This is a genomic window from Pannonibacter sp. CBAS1226, assembly GCF_055685825.1.
Window position 1 is genome coordinate 290920 of the sequence record NZ_JBVOUO010000001.1, and the last position, 19786, is coordinate 310705.

At 63.9% G+C, this 19786-nt stretch carries 17 protein-coding genes and 1 pseudogene; 11 read left to right on the forward strand and 7 right to left on the reverse strand.

What is annotated here, in order from left to right:
• The first annotated feature begins 100 nt into the window (after nt 1–100).
• From AC0CMF_RS01380 to AC0CMF_RS01430, 11 genes are all read left to right on the forward strand, one after another.
• Entirely contained in the window at nt 101–1444 is a 1344-nt protein-coding gene (locus tag AC0CMF_RS01380) for a Na(+)-translocating NADH-quinone reductase subunit A (RefSeq protein WP_374630312.1), read from the forward strand.
• Between the two features lie 4 nt (nt 1445–1448).
• Nucleotides 1449–2645: an NADH:ubiquinone reductase (Na(+)-transporting) subunit B gene (locus AC0CMF_RS01385; RefSeq protein ID WP_050472829.1), complete on the forward strand. Its 1197-nt coding sequence runs from the start codon at nt 1449–1451 to the stop codon at nt 2643–2645.
• Nucleotides 2642–3466, forward strand: coding sequence for a Na(+)-translocating NADH-quinone reductase subunit C (locus AC0CMF_RS01390; protein WP_058899599.1), 825 nt, complete (start codon nt 2642–2644; stop codon nt 3464–3466). The genes AC0CMF_RS01385 and AC0CMF_RS01390 overlap by 4 nt, the downstream gene beginning before the upstream one ends.
• Nucleotides 3466–4119 (forward strand): NADH:ubiquinone reductase (Na(+)-transporting) subunit D, encoded by a 654-nt coding sequence (locus AC0CMF_RS01395; protein ID WP_058899600.1) that lies wholly within the window; start codon nt 3466–3468, stop codon nt 4117–4119. Before AC0CMF_RS01390 ends, AC0CMF_RS01395 begins: the two co-directional genes overlap by 1 nt.
• On the forward strand, nt 4119–4727 hold the full coding sequence (gene nqrE / locus AC0CMF_RS01400) for an NADH:ubiquinone reductase (Na(+)-transporting) subunit E (protein WP_050472832.1): 609 nt from the start codon (nt 4119–4121) through the stop codon (nt 4725–4727). Before AC0CMF_RS01395 ends, nqrE begins: the two co-directional genes overlap by 1 nt.
• A gap of 10 nt (nt 4728–4737) precedes the next feature.
• Complete coding sequence (gene nqrF / locus AC0CMF_RS01405; protein ID WP_050472833.1) at nt 4738–5961, forward strand: NADH:ubiquinone reductase (Na(+)-transporting) subunit F; 1224 nt, start codon at nt 4738–4740, stop codon at nt 5959–5961.
• A gap of 214 nt (nt 5962–6175) precedes the next feature.
• Nucleotides 6176–6910, forward strand: a complete 735-nt coding sequence (gene arsH, locus AC0CMF_RS01410) for an arsenical resistance protein ArsH (RefSeq protein WP_374630311.1) — start codon at nt 6176–6178, stop codon at nt 6908–6910.
• Between the two features lie 73 nt (nt 6911–6983).
• A complete protein-coding gene (locus AC0CMF_RS01415) occupies nt 6984–7922 on the forward strand; it encodes an ornithine cyclodeaminase family protein (RefSeq protein ID WP_374630310.1) in 939 nt (312 codons plus the stop codon).
• A 184-nt stretch (nt 7923–8106) separates the two neighbouring features.
• Nucleotides 8107–9141, forward strand: a complete 1035-nt coding sequence (locus tag AC0CMF_RS01420) for a hypothetical protein (protein ID WP_374630309.1) — start codon at nt 8107–8109, stop codon at nt 9139–9141.
• Between the two features lie 322 nt (nt 9142–9463).
• On the forward strand, nt 9464–10585 hold the full coding sequence (locus AC0CMF_RS01425; protein ID WP_058899605.1) for a baeRF11 domain-containing protein: 1122 nt from the start codon (nt 9464–9466) through the stop codon (nt 10583–10585).
• Nucleotides 10586–10881: 296 nt separating this feature from the next.
• Complete coding sequence (locus tag AC0CMF_RS01430; protein ID WP_374630308.1) at nt 10882–12261, forward strand: GntP family permease; 1380 nt, start codon at nt 10882–10884, stop codon at nt 12259–12261.
• Nucleotides 12262–12385: 124 nt separating this feature from the next.
• Here AC0CMF_RS01430 and AC0CMF_RS01435 read toward each other — a convergent pair.
• The 7 genes and pseudogenes from AC0CMF_RS01435 to AC0CMF_RS01465 all read right to left on the reverse strand — a co-directional run.
• Nucleotides 12386–12484: pseudogene (locus AC0CMF_RS01435) on the reverse strand (VIT1/CCC1 transporter family protein); the annotation flags it as partial.
• Nucleotides 12481–14361, reverse strand: coding sequence for a heavy metal translocating P-type ATPase (locus AC0CMF_RS01440; RefSeq protein ID WP_374630307.1), 1881 nt, complete (start codon nt 14359–14361; stop codon nt 12481–12483). The pseudogene AC0CMF_RS01435 and the gene AC0CMF_RS01440, both read right to left, overlap by 4 nt.
• A gap of 4 nt (nt 14362–14365) precedes the next feature.
• Complete coding sequence (locus AC0CMF_RS01445) at nt 14366–15346, reverse strand: FAD:protein FMN transferase (protein ID WP_374630306.1); 981 nt, start codon at nt 15344–15346, stop codon at nt 14366–14368.
• The gene (locus AC0CMF_RS01450; RefSeq protein ID WP_374630305.1) at nt 15327–17534 is read right to left on the reverse strand and encodes a PepSY domain-containing protein; all 2208 of its coding nucleotides are present in this window, start codon (nt 17532–17534) and stop codon (nt 15327–15329) included. Before AC0CMF_RS01450 ends, AC0CMF_RS01445 begins: the two co-directional genes overlap by 20 nt.
• 13 nt (nt 17535–17547) lie before the next feature.
• Nucleotides 17548–18018 carry a DUF2271 domain-containing protein gene (locus tag AC0CMF_RS01455; RefSeq protein ID WP_122520267.1) on the reverse strand — a complete coding sequence of 157 codons (471 nt, stop codon included), beginning with the start codon at nt 18016–18018 and terminating at the stop codon, nt 17548–17550.
• Nucleotides 18019–18081: 63 nt separating this feature from the next.
• The gene (locus AC0CMF_RS01460; protein ID WP_122520266.1) at nt 18082–18426 is read right to left on the reverse strand and encodes a hypothetical protein; all 345 of its coding nucleotides are present in this window, start codon (nt 18424–18426) and stop codon (nt 18082–18084) included.
• Between the two features lie 105 nt (nt 18427–18531).
• A complete protein-coding gene (locus AC0CMF_RS01465; RefSeq protein ID WP_374630304.1) occupies nt 18532–19704 on the reverse strand; it encodes a ferredoxin reductase family protein in 1173 nt (390 codons plus the stop codon).
• Nucleotides 19705–19786 lie beyond the last annotated feature (82 nt).

Here is a 19786-nt window from a genome sequence, read left to right on the forward strand (position 1 = left end):
ACCGTAATGGGGCAAAAAAAAACAGGACATGTCCCGGAAAAGGTTCCGTTTTCGAAGAAGGGAAGGCATAAGGGGATAAAATCACTGGGTAGAGATTCAGGTGCAGAAATTTTCGCTTCGCAAAGGTCTCCAGCTTCCGATCCTCGGTGCCCCAAGCGCGGGTGAGCAGGACGGACCGGCTGTCAGCACCGTCGCCATCCTGGGCGCGGATTATATTGGTCTAAAGCCACGGCTTCTGGTCGCTGAGGGCGATGCAGTCGGGGCAGGGGCCCCCATCCTCACGCATAAAGACACGCCCGAGGTGATGGTCACCTCGCCTGTGAGCGGGCGAATCAAAGCCATCAACCGCGGCGCGCAGCGCAAGCTGATCAGCGTCGAGATTACGGTTGATCCGGCGGCCGCCGAGCCTGTGAACTTCGGGCAGACCGGAGACATCAGCACCCCGGAAGGTTTGGTGGAGCGGCTTTGTGCCAGCGGCTTGTGGACATCTTTCCGCACCCGTCCCTATTCCAAGGTGCCTTCGCCCGAATCCCGGCCTGCTGCGATTTTTGTCACGGCGATGGACACCGAGCCTCTTGCGGCAGATCCGGTGCCTGTGATTACCGCCCGCGCCGAAGCCTTCGAGCGCGGCTTGCAGGCAGTCGCCATGCTGACGGAGGGAAAGACTTTCCTGTGTCACGAGGACGGCGCGAGCCTGCCGGGCGCATCGGTGCCCGGTGTCGAGGTAGCGCAGTTCAGCGGGCCGCACCCTGCAGGCCTTGCCGGAACCCACATGCATTTTCTGGCGCCGCCAAGTGCTGCACGGACCGTCTGGAGCATTGGCTATGCCGATGTCATCGCCATCGGGCAGCTGCTGCTGACCGGCTATCTGGACAGCTCCCGCGTTGTGGCCATCTGCGGGCCGCTGGCGGCCAATCCGCGTCTGGTGCGCACCATTGCCGGCGCGTCGATGGCCGAACTTACGGACGGTGAGAACCCGGCCGGCGTGCCGGTGCGCCTCATCTCCGGATCGGTGCTGAGCGGCCGGGCCGGTGCCGGCGCCGAGGCCTATCTCGGCCGTTATGCGCGGCAGGTCACGCTGATCGAAGAGGATCACAAGCAGATCCCGCTCGGCTGGATCCGGCCGATGGCTTCCAAATTCGCCGTGCAGCCGGTGCTGGGCTCGGCCTTCACGAAGAAGCTTTATGCGCTGACCACCAATCTGAACGGCGGCCGGCGCGCCATGGTTCCGATCGGAACCTTCGAGCAGCTGATGCCGCAGGACTATCTGCCGACGCAGCTGTTGCGCGCGCTTCTGGTGATGGACACCGACGAGGCGCAGGCACTCGGGGCGCTGGAGCTGGACGAGGAGGACCTCGGCCTGGTCGGGTTTGCCTGTCCTGCCAAATATGAATACGGCATTGCCCTGCGCGATTGCCTGACGAAGATCGAAAGAGAGGGCTGATCGCGTGGGTTTGCGCAGTTTCTTCGACCGGATCGAGCCGCATTTCACCAAGGGAGGCCGCTATGAGCGGTTCTTCCCGCTTTATGAAATGGTGGAAAGCTTCCTCTACACCCCCCGCACAGTGACGACTGTGGCACCGCATGCACGGTCCTACATCGACATGAAGCGGATCATGACCTATGTGGTGATCGCGACCATCCCTTGCATCCTGATGGCGCTTTACAACACGGGGCTGCAGGTCAATCTGGCCATTGCCAGCCATGGCGCGAGCGGCTGGCGCGCGTCCATCATCGAGGCTCTGGGGATCGGCTTCGATGCCGCCAACCCTCTGGCCAACATGCTGCATGGCCTGTTGTACTTCCTGCCGATCTATATCGTCACGCTCGCCGTCGGCGGCGTCTGGGAAGTCCTCTTCGCCACCGTCCGCCGTCACGAAGTGAACGAGGGCTTCCTCGTCACCTCGATGCTTTATACTCTTATCCTGCCGGCTTCGACGCCGCTGTGGCAGGTTGCGCTCGGCATCTCGTTTGGTGTGGTGATCGGCAAGGAAGTGTTCGGCGGTACGGGCAAGAACTTCCTCAATCCGGCGCTGGTCGGCCGTGCGTTCCTGTATTTCGCCTTCCCGGCACAGATGTCGGGAGACTCGGTCTGGACGCCCGTTGACGGGTTCTCCGGCGCCACGGCGCTGGCCGTCGTTGCCGCCGAGGGCCATCAGCAGCTCGTCACCTATGGCATCACGTGGATGGACGCCTTCATCGGCACCATTCAGGGCAGCCTGGGCGAGACGTCGACGCTCGCCTGCCTCATCGGCCTCGCCTTCCTGCTTGTCACCCGCATTGCCAACTACCGGATGGTGCTGGGCTGCATGGCAGGGATGATCGGCTTCTCGGCCCTGCTCAACTTCATCGGATCCGACAGCAATCCGGCCTTTGCCATGCCCTGGTACTGGCACCTCGTGACGGGCGGCTTTGCCTTTGGCCTCGCCTTCATGGTGACGGAGCCCGTTTCGGGATCCCATACGAACGCCGGCCGCTATGTCTATGGGGCGCTGATCGGCGTGATGGTCGTGATGATCCGCGTGATCAATCCGGCTTTCCCCGAAGGCATGATGCTGGCGATCCTGTTCGGAAATGTTTTCGCGCCCTTGATCGATCATTTCGTCGTCAAGGCCAACATCAAGCGGAGGGCGCGGCGTCTATGAGTGACCAACGCGAAACGCTCACGGCAAACACACAGAAGGGGCCGATTGGCCGCTTCCTCGCCCTGCCTGCCGATTCAACGCCGAAGACGATCTTTGTGGCGGTCGTCCTCTGCCTCGTTGCCTCGATGGTGGTGTCTCTGGCGGCTGTCAGCCTGAGGCCGCTGCAGCAGCAGAATGCCCTGCGCAACCAGCAGATCAACATTCTGCAGGTGGCCGGCCTTTATGAGCCCGGCCAGGACGTTGCCAAGGCCTTTGCCGTGTTCGAGCCCGGAGTTCTTGAGCTGGAGACCGGGCGGCTGACTGACAAGTTTGACCCGGCCACCTTCGATAACCGCGCTGCAGCGAAGGATCCGGAACTCTCCGTTGCCCTGACCGATGACCCGGCTTCGATCGTGCGTCAGGCCCGGTTCGTGTCTGTCTATATTCTTCGCGATGCCAATGGCGCCGTGGACAAGGTGATTCTGCCCATCCATGGCTATGGCCTGTGGTCCACGCTGTACGGCTATGTTGCCATCGAGGCGGATGGCAGCACGATCTATGGCCTGCAGTTCTATCAGCACGCGGAAACGCCGGGCCTTGGCGGCGAAGTCGACAACCCGCGCTGGCGTGCCCAGTGGAGCGGCAAGTCGATCTACAATGACGCCGGAGATGTGGCGATCACGATTTCGCGCATGGCTCCTCCCCGGGGGCAGGAGCATCACATTGATGCGATTTCCGGTGCCACGCTGACTGGCCGCGGTGTTGAGAATCTCGTCCGCTTCTGGATGGGCGATAGGGGCTATGCTCCCTTCCTCGCCAATGTTCGCGCAGGAGAAATCTGATGGCGCAATCACGCAAGTCCATGCTGGTCGACCCGCTGGTCGACAACAATCCGATCACCTTGCAGGTTCTTGGCATCTGTTCGGCACTGGCGGTGACGACCTCGCTGCAGCTTTCCCTGGTGATGGCGCTGGCGGTGACCTTCGTGACATCGTTTTCCTCGATGTTCATTTCGGTGATGCGCAACCAGATCCCGACATCGATCCGCATCATCGTGCAGATGGTCGTGATCGCCAGTCTGGTGATCGTGGTGGATCAGGTGCTCAAGGCCTATGCCTTCGAGATCTCACAGACGCTGTCGGTGTTCGTCGGCCTGATCATCACCAACTGCATCGTCATGGGCCGGGCCGAGGCCTTTGCCATGAAGAACCCGCCGGTGGCTTCCTTCATCGACGGTGTCGGCAACGGCATGGGCTACGGCCTGATCCTGATGATGGTGGCCTTCATTCGTGAACTGTTCGGGTCAGGAACGCTGTTCGGCGTGACCGTGTTCCAGACCGTGAACAACGGCGGCTGGTATGTGCCCAACGGCCTGCTGCTTCTGCCGCCTTCCGCCTTCTTCGTCATCGGACTGATCATCTGGGCCTTCCGCAGCTGGAAGCCGAAGCAGGTCGAGAAACGCGAATACCGCATTCAGGTCGTGGAGCAGCACTGATGGAGCAACTCTTATCCCTCGCGGTGAAGGCGGTTTTCGTTGAGAACCTGGCCCTGTCGTTCTTCCTCGGCATGTGCACCTTCCTGGCTGTGTCCAAGAAAATCGCCACGGCTCTGGGCCTGGGCATTTCCGTGATGGTCGTGCAGACCATCACGATCCCGGCCAACAACCTGCTGCTCACCTACATTCTGGGGCCCGGCGCCCTGGCATGGGCCGGGTTCCCGGATGTTGATCTCAGCTTCCTTGGCCTGATTGCCTATATTGGCGTTATCGCGGCCATGGTGCAGATCCTGGAAATGACGCTCGATAAGTATTTCCCGCCGCTCTACAACGCGCTGGGGATCTTCCTGCCGCTCATCACGGTGAACTGCGCCATCCTCGGCGGCTCCCTGTTCATGGTCGAACGCAACTACAGTTTTCCCGAGTCCATGGTCTATGGTGTGTCCTCCGGCTTTGGATGGGCACTGGCCATTGCCGCCATGGCAGGCGTGCGTGAAAAGCTGAAATATTCCGACGTTCCCGATGGCCTGCAGGGCCTTGGGATCACGTTCATCACAGCCGGGCTGATGGCTCTGGCATTCATGTCCTTCTCGGGCGTGAACCTCTGAGGCTGGACAGATGCAGACTTTCACCCTCGGCGTTCTTTTCTTCACCCTGATCGTGCTGGCGCTGGTCACGCTCATCATCTTCGCGCGTGCGCGGCTGGTGTCTTCAGGCAATGTCAACATCACCATCAACGGGGAGCGGACGATTTCGGTTCCCGCAGGCGGAAAGCTTCTGCAGACCCTTGCGGCTGAAAAGCTGTTCGTCCCCTCTGCCTGCGGCGGCGGCGGCACCTGCGCGCAGTGCCGCGTGCGGGTGCTGGAAGGCGGCGGCTCGATCCTGCCGACCGAAACCTCCCACATCACCAAGCGCGAAGCAGCCTGCGGCGACCGCCTGTCCTGTCAGGTCGCGGTCAAGCAGGACATGAAGATCGAGGTCCATGACGAGGTCTTCGGCGTCAAGAAGTGGGAATGCACCGTCCGCTCCAACAACAATGTTGCGACCTTCATCAAGGAACTGGTTCTGGAACTGCCCGAAGGCGAGGATGTGAACTTCCGCGCCGGCGGCTACATCCAGATCGAGGCTCCGGCGCATGTGGTCAAGTACAGCGACTTTGATGTGGCCGAGGAGTACCGCGAGGATTGGGACAAGTTCAATCTCTGGCGCTATGAATCGCGCGTGGACGAGGGGCTTGAGCGCGCCTATTCGATGGCCAACTATCCGGACGAGAAGGGCATCATCATGCTCAACGTCCGCATTGCCTCGCCCCCGCCGCGCGCCGAAGGTGTGCCGCCGGGCAAGATGTCGTCCTTCATCTTCAATCTGAAGCCGGGCGACAAGGTCACCATCTCGGGTCCGTTCGGCGAATTCTTCGCCCGCGACACCAAGAAGGAAATGATCTTCATCGGCGGCGGTGCGGGCATGGCGCCGATGCGCAGCCACATCTTCGACCAGTTGAAGCGCCTGAAGAACCGGGACCGCAAGATCACCTTCTGGTACGGCGCCCGCTCCAAGCGCGAAATGTTCTATGTCGAGGATTTCGACGGCCTTGCTGCCGAATTCCCGAACTTCGAATGGCATGTCGCCCTGTCCGACGCGCTGCCGGAGGATGACTGGAAGGGCTACACCGGCTTCATCCACAATGTGCTGTACGAGCAGTACCTCAAGAACCATCCCGCGCCTGAGGACTGCGAATATTACATGTGCGGTCCCCCGATCATGAACCAGTCGGTGATCAAGATGCTGCTCGATCTGGGCGTCGACCGCGAAGACATCATGCTGGACGATTTCGGCGGCTGATCCTGACAAGAGCCGCCGGGCCACTAAGCGCCCGGCGGCTTTTTCTATGGCAGGGTTTTATGCCGGCTCCAGATGGGCTTGCCTGACGGTCAAGCTGGTAAAGCGCGATGCGGCGCCTGGGAAATTTCAAGGCGTGATGCGTCAGCATCGAAAGCCTTGCTATCAGGCCCTGGCATTGGCCATGAACAATCATCGAGGCGATAAGGAAACTCGAGTGTCTGACCCTGCTGCCCCCCATTCCACTCCGCAGATCGATGAGACGTGCTTTGCAGCCATCGACGAGGACCGGCTGTTTTCCGCACCCGTCAGCACCCATCCGGCACGGATCCTGGTGCTTTATGGCTCGCTCAGGCCACGCTCCTTCAGCCGGCTGTCGGCCGAGGAGGCCGGGCGCATCCTGACGCGGTTTGGCGCCGAGGTGCGGTTCTTCAACCCTTCGGGCCTGCCGCTGGTGGATGATGGGGTGGATGCCAGCCATCCGAAGGTGCGTGAGCTGCGCGATCTGGTGGCCTGGTCGGAGGGCATGGTCTGGTCTAGCCCGGAGCGCCATGGCGCCATGACCGGCCTGATGAAGACGCAGATCGACTGGATCCCGCTGTCGGATGGCGCCGTGCGGCCGACACAGGGCAAGACCCTCGCCCTGATGCAGGTTTCGGGCGGTTCGCAGAGCTTCAACGCGGTCAACCAGATGCGCATCCTCGGCCGCTGGATGCGGATGCTGACGATCCCCAACCAGTCTTCCATTCCGAAAGCCTTCCAGGAATTCGACGACGAGGGACGGATGCGCCCGTCGCCCTTCTTCGACCGGATTGTCGATGTGATGGAGGAACTGGTGAAGTTCACGCTCCTGACCCGCGGCCGGTCGGACTATCTGGTCGACCGCTACTCCGAGCGCAAGGAAAGCGCCGAGGCTCTGATGAAGCGCGTCAACCAGTCCGCCGCCACATGACGTGAACAGCCTCACGCCGGGCGCCACGCAGGTTCAAGCCGGAGCCTGAAGACAAGAGGGCCGGGAGATGAAAATGAAGCTGATTGGGGCCGAAGAGGTCAACAAGGCGCTCACATGGCCGGCGCTTGTGGAGGCCATGCGTGCGGCGCACCGGTTGGCGGAGCCTGCGGTCAAGGACATGCATCTTGCGTCAGGCACCGGCAATCTGCTGGTCCGTTCCGCCTGGTTCCCGGGCAGGATGCTGGGCGTCAAGGCCGTCACGGTGTTTGCGGACAATCCGCGCGCAACGCCGCCGCGACCGGCCGTGCAGGGCAGCTTCATCCTCTTCGACGGAGACAGCGGCGCGCCGGTGGCCGTCATCGACGGCGCGGCCATTACCGCATGGAAGACCGCCGCAGATTCGGCTCTGGGTGCGGATCTTCTCGCCCGGCAGGATGCAAGGGTTCTGCTGATGATCGGGGCCGGTGCCATGGCCGAACCCCTGATCCGGGCGCATCTGTCGGTGCGGCCCTACAGCACCGTTCTTGTGTGGAACCGCAGCCGGGAAGGGGCGGAAGCGCTGGCCGGCAGGCTCGCCACTCTGCCGGCGGAGGTGAAGGTCTGCAGTGATCTGCGCGCGGCCATGGCGCAGGCGGATGTGATCAGCAGCGCCACGATGGCGCAGACGCCCTTCATTCCGGGTGATGCGCTGCCGGAAGGCTGCCACCTTGACCTCGTTGGCGCCTACCGCCCGGACATGCGGGAGGCGGATGATACCGCGCTTCAGCGCTCACGCCTCTTTGTCGATTGCCGCGATACCACTGTGGCCGAGATCGGCGAGCTGCTGATCCCGATCCGCAACGGGCTCATCACCGCCGGTGACGTGGCGGGCGACCTCTTCGACCTCGTGGCAGGGCGCGCCGGGCGGGGCGCAGACACCGAGATCACCCTCTACAAGAACGGCGGCGGCGCCCACCTCGATCTGATCACGGCGCAGCTGATCCATGATTTGCTCGACGGCGTGCCGGGTTGAGAGCGTTCAGTCTTGCAGGAGGGGCACCAGCAGGTGGACCTGACGAAAGGCGACATAAGTGCAAAAATCAGGCTCTCGGGTTCATTTTGATCGCTGCGATGATCTGAATATAGATGGTGGGAATCTAAGAAAATTAAGGCGCGGTGCTACGGTGAAATTGGCTTTGCATTAAGAGGACGAGATCGTGATTTTGCGTTATTTCGCTGGACGAAAGCCGGTTCCTGATAAAGGTAGTCGGATAAGCGTTCAGGAGAGAAAGCATTTCGATGAAATCCGTGACCGTGGTCTGGAAATCCTGAATCGCATGGCGCTGCCGGATGATTTCGGCGAGGCGGAAAAGCGCATCCGCGCAGAATTCATGCTCCATCATCGCTGGATGGGCTACCGCGATGCGGAGCTTTCACTGGGTAAGGAGTTGGCAGCTGTCGAGCTTGTTCCAGATCTTGCATTTGTTTTCATGTTTCATGGTGACGGCCGAATCCGGGAACACGCTCTGCGCAATCTCGGCGGGCCGTTGCCGTCTCCGGCAAACGTCTTTGCTGTTCTGAGGCGCCTGAACGATTGGGTGCCTCAGGTGCGCAATGCTGCCCGTGACGCTGCCCTGCGCTCCTTGCCTGAGACAAGCGCGAGTGTCATCGTTCCGGCGCTCAAGTCTTTGTTGCCGGGTGTGTCCAGTTGGCTGCGGTGGGAGGAGAGTGGGCGGGAGATTTTCGGTGCTGTTCTGAGGAGGGCAGATGTTGCCGAAGCTCTGCTTGCCACCGTCATCTCCAGCCGTGAGCCGAAACTCGGCCTTGTCTTCCGCGAATTGAGCCGCTCCCAGTCAATCGACCCGCAGTTGGAGCGTGTGTGGCGCGAGGCACGTTTGCCTCACATTCGTGCCATGGCACTGGGGGCACTGCTCTGCGGCAAGGTGACCTTGCCATCACATGAAACCCGGCGTGTCTGGATCGACCGGTCTTTGGACCGCTACAGGATCGAGCCGGTCTTCCTGTCGAGGGACGTCACCGTACGGCCTGATCGGCTTGCGCTGATTGCAGAAGCTGCGAGGGACAGGATGGCAATCATTCGCAAACGGGCTGCTGACGGCCTCGTCCTCTTGCGCAATGATCCAGATCTTCGTCCGCATTTGGAGCAAACCGCCCGCAGGCTGGAAAACGATTCAAACATGGGCGTACGCGAGCGTGTGGCCTTCTTTCTTAAGGCACAGGCCAATCTTTGAGAACTCGTGCGGGTAACCAAGACCGGTCCATCTGGGTTTTGGCACCTCCCTTGCGGTGCGGGTAGACGCTGCAAGCTCCGGCGAGGCACATCATGCAGCCTCGGCTGGCATGCAGGCCTGGCGATGAACGGCACTGCATCTGCGACCTCTTTTTCGCCCTTCAACTCTTATATTTCCCGCCGCAGTGCATAGATACAAAAGGAGCGTGATTGCTTGCGGTATGACATCCATGCGGCGGAGCGGTTGCGCGAAATGTATTCCGGGCGCGTGAGCCAGAGGCTCGAGCGTAAAGTCACTGCAACTCGCAAAAGAGAACGTCCATATGCTCTATGTCGATATTCCAACGCACTCCGAGATCACAAAACTTGTTGCCGAGCGCGGGGAGGCTCTGGTCAGTATCTACGTAAAAACCACAGCTGAGACCCAGCACATTGACGCGGCACGGACACGTCTCAAGCAGCTGGCCGCAGATGCGGTTGCCCAGCTTGAGGCGGCAGGCGTTGCCAAGCGGACAATCTGGCCCATCGAAGAACAGCTGCATGATCTGATGGATGATGACGAATTCTGGCGCCTTCAGGCCAACAGCCTCGCGGTGTTTGTGACCCCGGACTGGTTGCGCAGCTACCGGCTGCCGAACCACTTGAGCGAAACCGTTCAGGTGGCTGACCGCTTTCATCTGAAGCCCCTTCTGCGCGCCGTCTCGCTGCCGCAGCATGCGTTCATTCTGGCGCTGGCCGAAAACGAGGTGCGCGTGATCGAGCTGCTGGGTGACCAGCCCGCGCAGGAGATCCGTGTGCCCAATCTCCCGAAGGATGCCGCTTCGGTTGCCGGTACCGCCAATGTGAATTCCCGCAGCTATTCAGGCCGCCTGGGGGGAGGCGAGGGCCAGAAGCACCATCTGCGCCAGTATTGCCGTCAGATTGATGCCGCCCTCAGGGGCTTGCTGTCCGGACGGTCCGAGCCTCTTATCCTTGCCGCGACTCAGCCGCTGCTTTCGATGTACCGTTCGGTCAACAGCTACGGCCATCTCGCCGGCCCGGCAATCGAGACGAGCCCGGTCAACCTGCCGGCCCATGAGCTTGGAAGCCAGGCGCGCGCCATCATGGATGAACTGAATGCGGCGGCTATCGCCGGGTTCGGCACGCTCTTCAGTGAAAGAGGGGCGGAGAACCGGGCTGTTTCGGATGTGGGCCGCGCCGCGCGTGCGGCAACTTTTGGCGCGGTTGATACCCTTCTTGTGGACATGGACAGCGTGGTTCCGGGCCTTGTCGACGAGACAACCGGAGCCATCTCGCTCGAAAAGACGGACAGCGCCGCCAGCTATGATGTGATCGACGAAATTGCCGGACGCGTGCTTGCCAATGGCGGCCGGGTGCTGGCCGCCCGCAGGGAGGATATCCCGGAAGGGGGGGAACTGGCCGCAATCCTGCGCTATGCCATCTGACGCTGCCGCCTTGAGGCACCGGGCAAAATGAATGAACAGGCAGGGCCGGGGAAACTCCGGCCCTTTCCGGTCTTCGGCAGGAACCGGGTGAGACCCTTGCGCTGTCAGAGCCTTTTCAAGGCGTGATGCGCCAGCATCGAAAGCCTTGGTGTTACAGGCCTGGATCGGTAAAACTCCGGGTATTGCCGCCGTGCCCGTCCGGATATGTTGCTGCGATGCAGCATGAGGATGACATGGGCAACGCCGAGACTTGCAAGAAGATGAAACTGACGCCTCAGGGCAGGGGGTTTTAGGCCATGACGGGTATCCTTGTCATCCTGCTGACCCTCGCTGTCCTGATCTTTCTGGCCTATCGCGGGGTGAGCCTGCTGCTGCTGGCCCCGGCCATGGCGGTGCTGGCGGTGTTCCTTGCCGAGGGTGGCCCGCTCCTGGCCAGCTACACGCAGATCTTCATGCAGGCCACCGGCCGTTTCATCATCCAGTATTTCCCGCTGTTCCTGCTGGGGGCGGTGTTCGGCAAGCTGATGGAGGCCTCCGGCTCGGCGCGGGTTCTGGCCGATGGCATCATTCGCGGGCTGGGGCCAAGCCGGGCCATTCTGGCGGTGATCCTGTCCTGTGCTGCAATGACCTATGGCGGGGTGTCGCTGTTTGTCGTGGCCTTTGCCGTCTGGCCCATTGCCTCCGCGCTGTTCCGGGAGGCGAACCTGCCCAAGGTGCTGATCCCGGCGACCATCGCCCTCGGGGCCTTCACCTTCACCATGACGGCGCTGCCCGGCACGCCTGCGATCCAGAACGCGATCCCGATGCCCTATTTCGGCACCACGCCCTTTGCAGCGCCCGGACTGGGGCTGATCTGCGGGGCGCTGATGCTGGGGCTGGGCTGGGCCTGGCTGGAATACCGCACACGCGCCCTTGGCCCGGGCTACGGAGAGCCGGACACTGATGCAGGCGGGCCAGATGCGGGTGCCTCGCCCGCACTGCTGGTGGCCGCCGCGCCGCTGGTGCTCGTGCTGGCGCTCAATCTCGGCTTCACCTTCCTGGTGATCCCGGCGATGGATACGGGCTATCTGGCGCAGCCCGAGTTTGGCGCAACCGATGTGGGCGCGCTGCGCGGGGTCTGGTCGATCATCGCGGCGCTGACCCTTGCGTCGCTGGCTCTGGTGGCCCTGAACTGGCAGCGGCTCGTCAAGGGCCTGTCCGGGACGCTGGACGAAGGCGCCAAGGACGCGCTGATGCCGATCTTCAACACGGCAAGCCTCGTCGGCTTTGGCGCCGTGATCGCCTCCCTTCCGGCGTTCGGGCTGATCCGTGACTGGGTGGTCACGCTTGGCGGGGACAACCCGCTGATCTCGCTGGCGGCCGGCACAAGCCTTCTGGCGGGGATAACGGGGTCGGCCTCGGGCGGCATGTCGATTGCGCTGTCGACGCTGGGTGAGACCTATCTGGCCATGGGGCAGGCGGCGGGGGTGTCTCCCGAGCTCTTGCACCGGGTGACGGCGGTGGCGACAGGCGGACTGGATGCGCTGCCGCACAACGGCGCCGTCATCTCCCTGCTGACCATCTGCGGGCTGACGCACCGGGAAGCCTACCGGGACATTTTCATGGTCGCGGTCGCCATCCCCGTGCTGGCCCTTGTGGTGCTGGTGGCCATTGGCACGGTGTTCGGCAGTTTCTGACGGAGAGGCATGAGGGAAGCACTGTTGTGGCAGATGCTTCGTCCTCAGCCTTTCAGGCTGGCCCGAACGTCCGCAGGACCTGCATGACATCCCGGTGGTGCCGGGTGGCGTCACACGGTTACCTGGAGGTTGAGACGATCCCGTCATTCGCTCCCTGCACCACCGCGCGCAGCCAGCCGGTGCGATGCACCATGTGGATTTCGCAGTGGGACAGGCGGCTCATGCAGGTGCACCTTCAGGTCGGGTTTGCTGTGCGGCGAGGCCTGCCGGTGAGATACGCAAGGCGCGGAGCGCGTTCAGGATGACGGCGACGTCTATCGCCTCCTGCAGCAGTGCTCCTTGCACCGGAGTGAGATAGCCGCAGGCGGCCGCAACCATGCCAAGGACCGACAGGCCGATGCCCGCGACAACGCTTTCCAGTGCAATGCGGCGTGACCGGCGGGCAATCTCGATCCCCGGGGCGATGCGGTCCACGCGGTCCACCAGCAGGACGGCATCGGCCGCCTCGGCACTGGCTGCTGCGCCACGCGCGCCCATGGCGATACCGACATCGGCGGCGGCAAGCGCTGGAGCATCGTTCACGCCGTCTCCCACCATCATCACGGGGCCGTTCTTGCGCTCGCTCAGGACCAGGAGCACTTTTTCATCGGGTGTCAGGCCCGCGCGGATGCCGTCAAGGCCAAGTCCATCCGTCACCCGTACCGCGACCTCGGCCCGGTCGCCGGTGGCGAGCAGAATGCGCGCCACGCCCTGCCGCCGCAGGCCCGCCAGCATTGCGGCGGTACCTTCGCGCAAGGGGTCGGACATCACCAGATGTCCGGCCATGCGGCCATCGACGGCCACGGCCACCATGACCGATCCAGCCGCCAGTTCCGGGTGGTCACCCGATATCCGGCCCACGCGGCCTGCGACAAAGCCCTCACCCCCCACAATCACCTGGCGGCCATCGATAAAGCCGATGACGCCTTCGCCCGGTATTTCGGCCACGTCCTCGGGGATGGGCAGGGGCATGCCCCTATCCTTTGCCGCCGCCACGATGGCTTGCGCGACGGGATGCTTCGACGCCTGATCGAGTGCTGCGGCAAAGCGCAGGATATCATCCGCGCCCATCCCGCCATGACTGTCGATGCTGACGATCTGCGGGCGCCCGTCGGTCAGGGTTCCGGTCTTGTCCAGGATCAGGGTGCGGATGCGGGCCATCGCCTCCAGCGGTTTTGCGCCCTTCACCAGCACCCCGAAATGCGCGGCGCGCGACAGGCCCGCCACCAGCGCCACCGGCACGGCGAGGATCAGCGGGCAGGGCGTGGCCACCACCAGTACCGCAACGGCGCGGATCGGGTCGCCCGTGAACCACCAGGCGGCGGAGGCGATGGCGATGGTGACAGCCAGAAATCCCAGCGACCAGCGGTCGGCGAGCCGCGCCATCGGCGCCTTGGATGCTTGCGCTTCCTCGACCAGCCGGACGATCCCGGCATAGGTGCTGTCCTTCGCCTCGCGCGTGGCCTCGAGGTCGAAGGCGTCGCCCGCGTTGGTCGATCCGCTCATCGCCTCGGCGCCGCGGTCCAGCCGGACGGGCAGGGACTCCCCAGTCAGCGCCGATGTGTCGAGGAAGGCCGAGGCAGACGCGATCCGCCCGTCCACCGGCACGACATCGCCCTGACGGATCAGCAGCCGGTCGCCGGGGACGATACCGGTGAGCGGCACCTCCTCCAGCCCGCCATTGCGGTGGCGCGCCGCGGTGCGTGGCACGCGGGACAAGAGGTCGCGCATCTCGCGGCGGGCGCGCCCCTCTGCAAAGCTTTCAAGGAAGGTGCCGCCCGAATACATGACGGCGACGACGGCAGCCGCCAGGGTCTCGCCAAAGGTCAGCGCCGCCGACATCGACAGGGCGGCCACGATATCGAGGCCCACCTCGCCGCGCGCAAGGCTGCGCAGGATTTCCAGCACAAGAGCCGCCAGAACCGGCACCACGCCTGCGAACCAGAGGGCCTGCGCAAGGTCTGCGCGTTTGCCGAAGTGCAACCCCAGCCCGGCCATGAGACCCGCAAGGGCGATGCCAAGGAGAAGGCTCTTCAGCCGGTCTGTTCGTGCGTGATCCAAGGGGTCAATCTCCAAGGGCCGGGGCAGTGGCCGCAGCCTCGTCCGAAAAAAGGCATCCAAAGCCAAGACTTTGCACGCCGCCTGCGTCATCGCGCATGAGGAACAGGGCGCCGAGGCTGGACGTCCGGGCGAGATCCGCACCCGCATCGGCACCCCTCACCATCAGCGCCGTCGCCCAGGCATCGGCCATGGCGCAGATGGGCGCGATCACGCTCACCGATGCGGGGGAGGCGAGAAGCGGTGTGCCGCGCCGTGGGTCCATGGTGTGTGACAGATTTCGGCCCTCGACCGTGACCCAGTGGCGATAGTCGCCGGAAGTGGCCACTGCCGCATTCTGAAGCGTCAGGATGGAATGAGGCGCACGGCGGTCGCGGTCCGGCGCCTCGACCGCGATGGTCCAGGGGGTACCGCCGGGGCGCAGACCCATGGCGCGCATCTCACCGTCGATGCCGGCCAGCGCATTGCGGATGCCGTGGTCATACAGAACCTCGGCCAGCCGGTCGACGCCATAGCCCTTGGCGATGCCGTTCAGGTCCAGCACGATGGGTGCAGTCTTCCGCAGCCTGTTGCCGTCGAGGTCCAGCACCTCATGGGCCGGGCGGCGGGGCGCCTGCATGGCGGTGCGGATCGCCTGCGGATCGGCGGTAGCGGGGCCGAAGCCCCAGGCCCGCACCGCGTCCCCCATCCCGATGTCGAAGGCCCCGCCCGAGGCGCGGCCGATCGCCAGGCCCAGATCCAGCACCTGCGCCAGGTCGGAAGGGATGTCCTGCCATTCCCCAACGGGTGCTGCGTTCAGGCGCATCAGGTCGCTGCCGGGCTTCCAGGTGGACATTTGCGCATCGACCACCTCCACCGCCGCCTGAAGAGCGGCCCGCACCGGGGCGGGATCGAAGTCCGGCTCTGCAAAGAACAGCGCGCTCCACCTTGTGCCCATGACCGGGCCGTTCAGCGCGTGGCGGATCAGGTCAGTAGACATCTTCGACATAGCGCCCTCCTGCCTTCAGCATCGCGGGCGTCAGGCCCATCGGCGCAAGGATGTCCTCCAAAGCACCGTTAACGCCTTGCGCCATGTCACGCCCGCCACAGACCATGACCTTTGCGCCCTGCCGGATCGCATCCGCCACCTGCGCCGCCTCGGCCCGCAGCGCATCCTGCACATGGCGCGGCTGTGCTCCGCGCGAGACGGCCGTGGAGAGGCGTGACAGCCGCCCCTCGGCCTGCCACCCTGCCAGATCGTCACCATAGAGGAAATCGCTGTCCGGATTCCGCATGCCGAAGAACAGATGCACCGGGCGGCGGCGGCCGTTGGCGCGGATGAATCCGGCCAGCGGCCCGATGCCGGTCCCTGCTCCGATCAGGATGAGGGGCGTACGGCCCCGTCCGGGATGGAACCCCGGATTGCGGCGCAGGAACGCCTGCACCCGATCACCGTGCTTCATCGCCAGAAGCTGGCCCGAGGCAAGGCCGCCGGGATGCTTGCGCACGACGATTTCGACGAAGCCGTCCCGGGCGCCGGAGGCGAGTGAATAAAGCCTTGGCATCGACGAGCCTTCCGGCAGGATGCCCAGAAGATCACCCGCAGCGAAACCCGCAAATCCCTGACCCGACAGACGCTGCCACAGCGGAATTTTAGGCAGTGCAAAGCGCAGGATAGCCATAGGGACCTGAACGTCTGCGCCATAAACGCGCCGGGACAGCAACGTCAGCGTTTGCGCGCTCGGCATGACAGGTTGATGCTGCAAGCTCAGAGCAACGCCCATAACCTTGCCAAGCGCTTGACCCCAGCGGGCAAAATCCTGCGGCGACTGGCGGTCCACCGTGTCCATGGGTAAAGAAGTGGCCCATCCCTTGGCGCGGGCGGCGTTCTCCACCTCTGCCGCAAAGGCGCAGAAGGCCGGGAAGCTGCGGTCGCCAAAGCCCAGAACGGCCAGCGGGGCGGTCGGCGCCTTGGTCAGACGGGCCAGCCGCCCGAGGAATCCCTTGGCTGAGGCGGGCGCGTCGCCATCGCCATAAGTCGCGGCCAGGATCAGATACTGCTCTGCGTGCGGGTGGCGGGCCGGATCGAAGGCTGACATCGGTGCGATATGCACCGCTTGTTTCACTTCCCGAAGGGCTTGCGCCAGTGTGGCGGCAAAGCCCCAGGTGCTGCCCCCTTCGGACCCCACCAGGATAACTGTCTGAGCCCGGGCAGCCGGGGCATTGTCCCGAAGTGCCGGGTGGCTTCGCTGCCCCGCAAGCCAGACAAGAGCGCCGGTGACTGCCATGACCGGAACGGACAGCGCCATCAGCCCGAGGGCCAAGCCCACAAGGGCAAGCCCTTGGCCCGTGTGTAACATGTAGATCGTTTCCGAAACGGCCAGCCAGCGGCTTTGGTCCCGCCATGCCAGCAAGGCACCTGTCCCTTGATCGGCATAGCCCAGCCCCTGATCCGTGCGCAGCGTATAGACATCATCCGGGTCGCCCTCGGCGGGGAAATTCAGGCTGCGCAGTTGCGTCACCGGAATGGCGCGCAATGCTTCGATGCGGCCGGGTGCAAATCCGGTTTCGCGGCTGACCGCGGCAGGTACCGCAAGGCGCAAACGGTCGATCGTGATGACATCGAAAGTTTCGGCTGCCATCCAGAGGGCGGTGGCAGAGGACAGGACCAGCCCCAGGACCGCGATGCGCGCGATTTCGGAGTGCAGCCGGCCGGCAAGAGGGCCGCGCAATGGGGCGAACCAGCGCCTCCACCCGCCTGTCCGCCGCGCGATCAGCACGGCGCCGGACGCTGCAAGGATCAGCATCGCCAGCGCCCCACCGGCGGTTACGGGCCTGCCCGCATCATCCAGAAGCAACGAGCGATGCAAGCTGGTCAGCCAGCGCAGCACTGGGCGGGGATCCGCCGGAGCAAGGTCCCGTCCAGTGGCCGGATCGATCACACCAGAGCCGGGCTGTCCGCCCTCGAACCACCACGCAGTGATCTGTCCCGACGGTGCGCGCTTGATCTGCTCGACGCCCGCATGCACCGAGCGGACCCGCGCTGCCAACTCCGCCACGCTCAGACCAGCCTCGGCGGCGGGGGATTGAGCGGCCTCGATGGCGGGAAACAGTGACAATGCGGCGCCGCTCAGCGTGGTTACGATGAGAAGGGCGGCAAGGATCAGACCCGGCCAGCGGTGCAGGGCGCGCGTCATGACGTTTCCCCTCTCAGAACCCGTAAGACGCGCTGGCGATATAGCGCCGGCCGCCTACCGGCTGGCCTGCTCCTTGAGCTGTCAACGGGATGGAGACTTCGCGTGGGCTGTCGCGCATGTCCTCGACAGCGGCATCGATGTGCAGGGTGTAGCCCGCATCGAACAGGGCGTCCCGCAGGTCGAGCGTGATCTCGAGCGTCCGCCCGGCACCGACGCTGGCGCCGGTAATCCCGTTGATCTGCGCGGGGTCGCCACCGGTCGCTCGATACCAATCGCTCAGATGCTCGTAATATTTCGACTTTCCGCCCGCCATCCAGAGCGTTCCGGCATATGCGCCCGCGGCATCGGTGACATAGAGCACCAGATAGGCGCCATTGCCGCCGTAGTTGCTCAGCGTCGTGGTCAGCGTCACCGGACGCGCCAAGGCAAGGGCGGGGAGGGTCAGGGCAGTCGTCAGCGCCAGAAGGGCGAGTGTGGATTTCATGGTCGTTCTCCGTTCCGGCATTCGTGCGGTAGCATCCGGGCATTGTTGCCGGGGGCATCCGGATCAGTTGGTGCGGACTTGCGGTGTGGCGCCCGGGCTGAACAATCCGTTTGCAGGCGGGGTAATGGGCGCTGAGGGCGTGGCAGCAGGTCTGGGCCGCCGGCAACCGCCTTCATCGTCATCGTCACAGTCCTCTTCGTCATCGTTGCTCTGGCGCGATGCCCGGCGCGATGCCTGGTGCGCCGTTTCATCAGCATCCGCCAGCAGGGTTGCTGTGCTGCCCGGCAGCGTTGCCGTGATGGTCGCAGCAGCATTGCCAGGCGCGTGGCCAAGGGCTGTCAGGGCGGGGGCGCCAAGCACACCGGCGACGGCGACCGTTGCAAGGAGGACAAGAATTGTGGATTTCATGGGCGTGGCTCCTTGATTGGATGAACCGACACTGCCGGGCTTTGCTGAAGCCTTGCTGACGCGGGGGTGGTTTCTGCTTAAGCCCGGCGTCAGGTAAAGTGTCTCTCAGCGAAATTCGAACGCTTCGGAATGAATGTGCCGCGGGGCGTGGCCGATCGTCTTCAACCCGGCCAGGATGCTGTCGCGTAACCCGCAGGGCCCGCAGAAGAACAGCTCGGACTGTGCGATCCCGAAGGGCACCATTGCGACCAGGCGTTCGGCGGTCAGACGGCCCTCCGTGCGGCTTGCCACGATCTGGACGGTCAGGCCAGGATGGCGCGCGGCGATGGCCTGCAGACGGCCAGAGGCAAACGCTTCGTCCGGGGTGTTCACGGTCCAGATCAGCGCGATCTGCTGGCGATCTGTCCCGGCCAGTGCCTCTGCCCATGCAAGGAAGGGGGTGATGCCGATCCCGCCCGCCAGCCAGACCTGACGCAGCACCCGGCGCCGGAACAGGAACCGGCCATAGGGTCCTTCGATGCGCAGCCGCTGACCCGGAACGAGCCGTTCCGGCAGGCGCCGCGTCCAGTCCCCCAGGGGCTTGATCCCGAAGCGCAGGCTGCCATCGGCATGCGGGGCTGAGGCGATCGTGAACGGGTGCGCCTCGTCGAAGCCCGGCCCGGGGATCGAAACGAAGGCGAACTGGCCTGGGCGCCAGCGCAATCCGCGGCCTGCCGGACGTAAGGCGATCTCGGTTGCAGCGCCGTGTTGCATGACCCTGTCGACTGTATAGTCCCGCGGCCGCAGGAAGGGGTTGATGAACTGCGTGAACACCCAGGCCACCAGGCCCGCGAGACTGAAGGTGTTCAGGTAAAGCGCCAGCGCCGGGTCAACCTCTGCGGGCTTGTCGATGGCCAGCTGGTGAAACGCGGCAATGGCGAACAACAGCCCCATGAAGCGGTGCGAGAAGCGCCACAATGGCCAGGGCAATTCCAGAACTGTGAAGGGAAGCCGCTTGAGCCAGCTGACCGCGATCAGCGCAATGAATCCGTAAAAGGCAATCTCGCCGACGTCGGCGGCGAATTCGCCAAGGCCGGTTTCTGCAACGAAATCCTCGATGTCCGGTTCTAGCAGGTCGTGGAGGATCATCAGTCCCAGTGCAGCAATCCCCAGCCACTTGTGGACGACATACATGCGGTCCAGTCCGCCGAAGAATGGCTCGATCAAGCTCGGGCGGGCCGACAGCACCAGTGCCATTCCCATTGCTGCAATGGCCGAGGACCCTGCGGCGATGCTCATGGCGCTCTCAAAGCCGAAAGATGCATAGGTTTGCGCGCCGAGGACAGCGGCGGCCAGAACGGTCAGGGCGGCGAATGCCGGA

Excerpts from the sequence above, each read along its gene's own strand:
- AC0CMF_RS01415 (WP_374630310.1), top strand. The coding sequence starts at position 6,984 with ATGAAGCTGATTGGGGCCGAAGAGGTCAACAAGGCGCTCACATGGCCG.
- AC0CMF_RS01465 (WP_374630304.1), bottom strand. The coding sequence starts at position 19,704 with ATGAGCATCGCCGCAGGGTCCTCGGCCATTGCAGCAATGGGAATGGCA.
- AC0CMF_RS01450 (WP_374630305.1), bottom strand. The coding sequence starts at position 17,534 with ATGACGCGCGCCCTGCACCGCTGGCCGGGTCTGATCCTTGCCGCCCTT.
- AC0CMF_RS01445 (WP_374630306.1), bottom strand. The coding sequence starts at position 15,346 with ATGTCGAAGATGTCTACTGACCTGATCCGCCACGCGCTGAACGGCCCG.
- AC0CMF_RS01455 (WP_122520267.1), bottom strand. The coding sequence starts at position 18,018 with ATGAAATCCACACTCGCCCTTCTGGCGCTGACGACTGCCCTGACCCTC.
- AC0CMF_RS01395 (WP_058899600.1), top strand. The coding sequence starts at position 3,466 with ATGGCGCAATCACGCAAGTCCATGCTGGTCGACCCGCTGGTCGACAAC.
- AC0CMF_RS01430 (WP_374630308.1), top strand. The coding sequence starts at position 10,882 with ATGACGGGTATCCTTGTCATCCTGCTGACCCTCGCTGTCCTGATCTTT.
- nqrE (WP_050472832.1), top strand. The coding sequence starts at position 4,119 with ATGGAGCAACTCTTATCCCTCGCGGTGAAGGCGGTTTTCGTTGAGAAC.
- AC0CMF_RS01390 (WP_058899599.1), top strand. The coding sequence starts at position 2,642 with ATGAGTGACCAACGCGAAACGCTCACGGCAAACACACAGAAGGGGCCG.
- nqrF (WP_050472833.1), top strand. The coding sequence starts at position 4,738 with ATGCAGACTTTCACCCTCGGCGTTCTTTTCTTCACCCTGATCGTGCTG.
- AC0CMF_RS01460 (WP_122520266.1), bottom strand. The coding sequence starts at position 18,426 with ATGAAATCCACAATTCTTGTCCTCCTTGCAACGGTCGCCGTCGCCGGT.
- AC0CMF_RS01425 (WP_058899605.1), top strand. The coding sequence starts at position 9,464 with ATGCTCTATGTCGATATTCCAACGCACTCCGAGATCACAAAACTTGTT.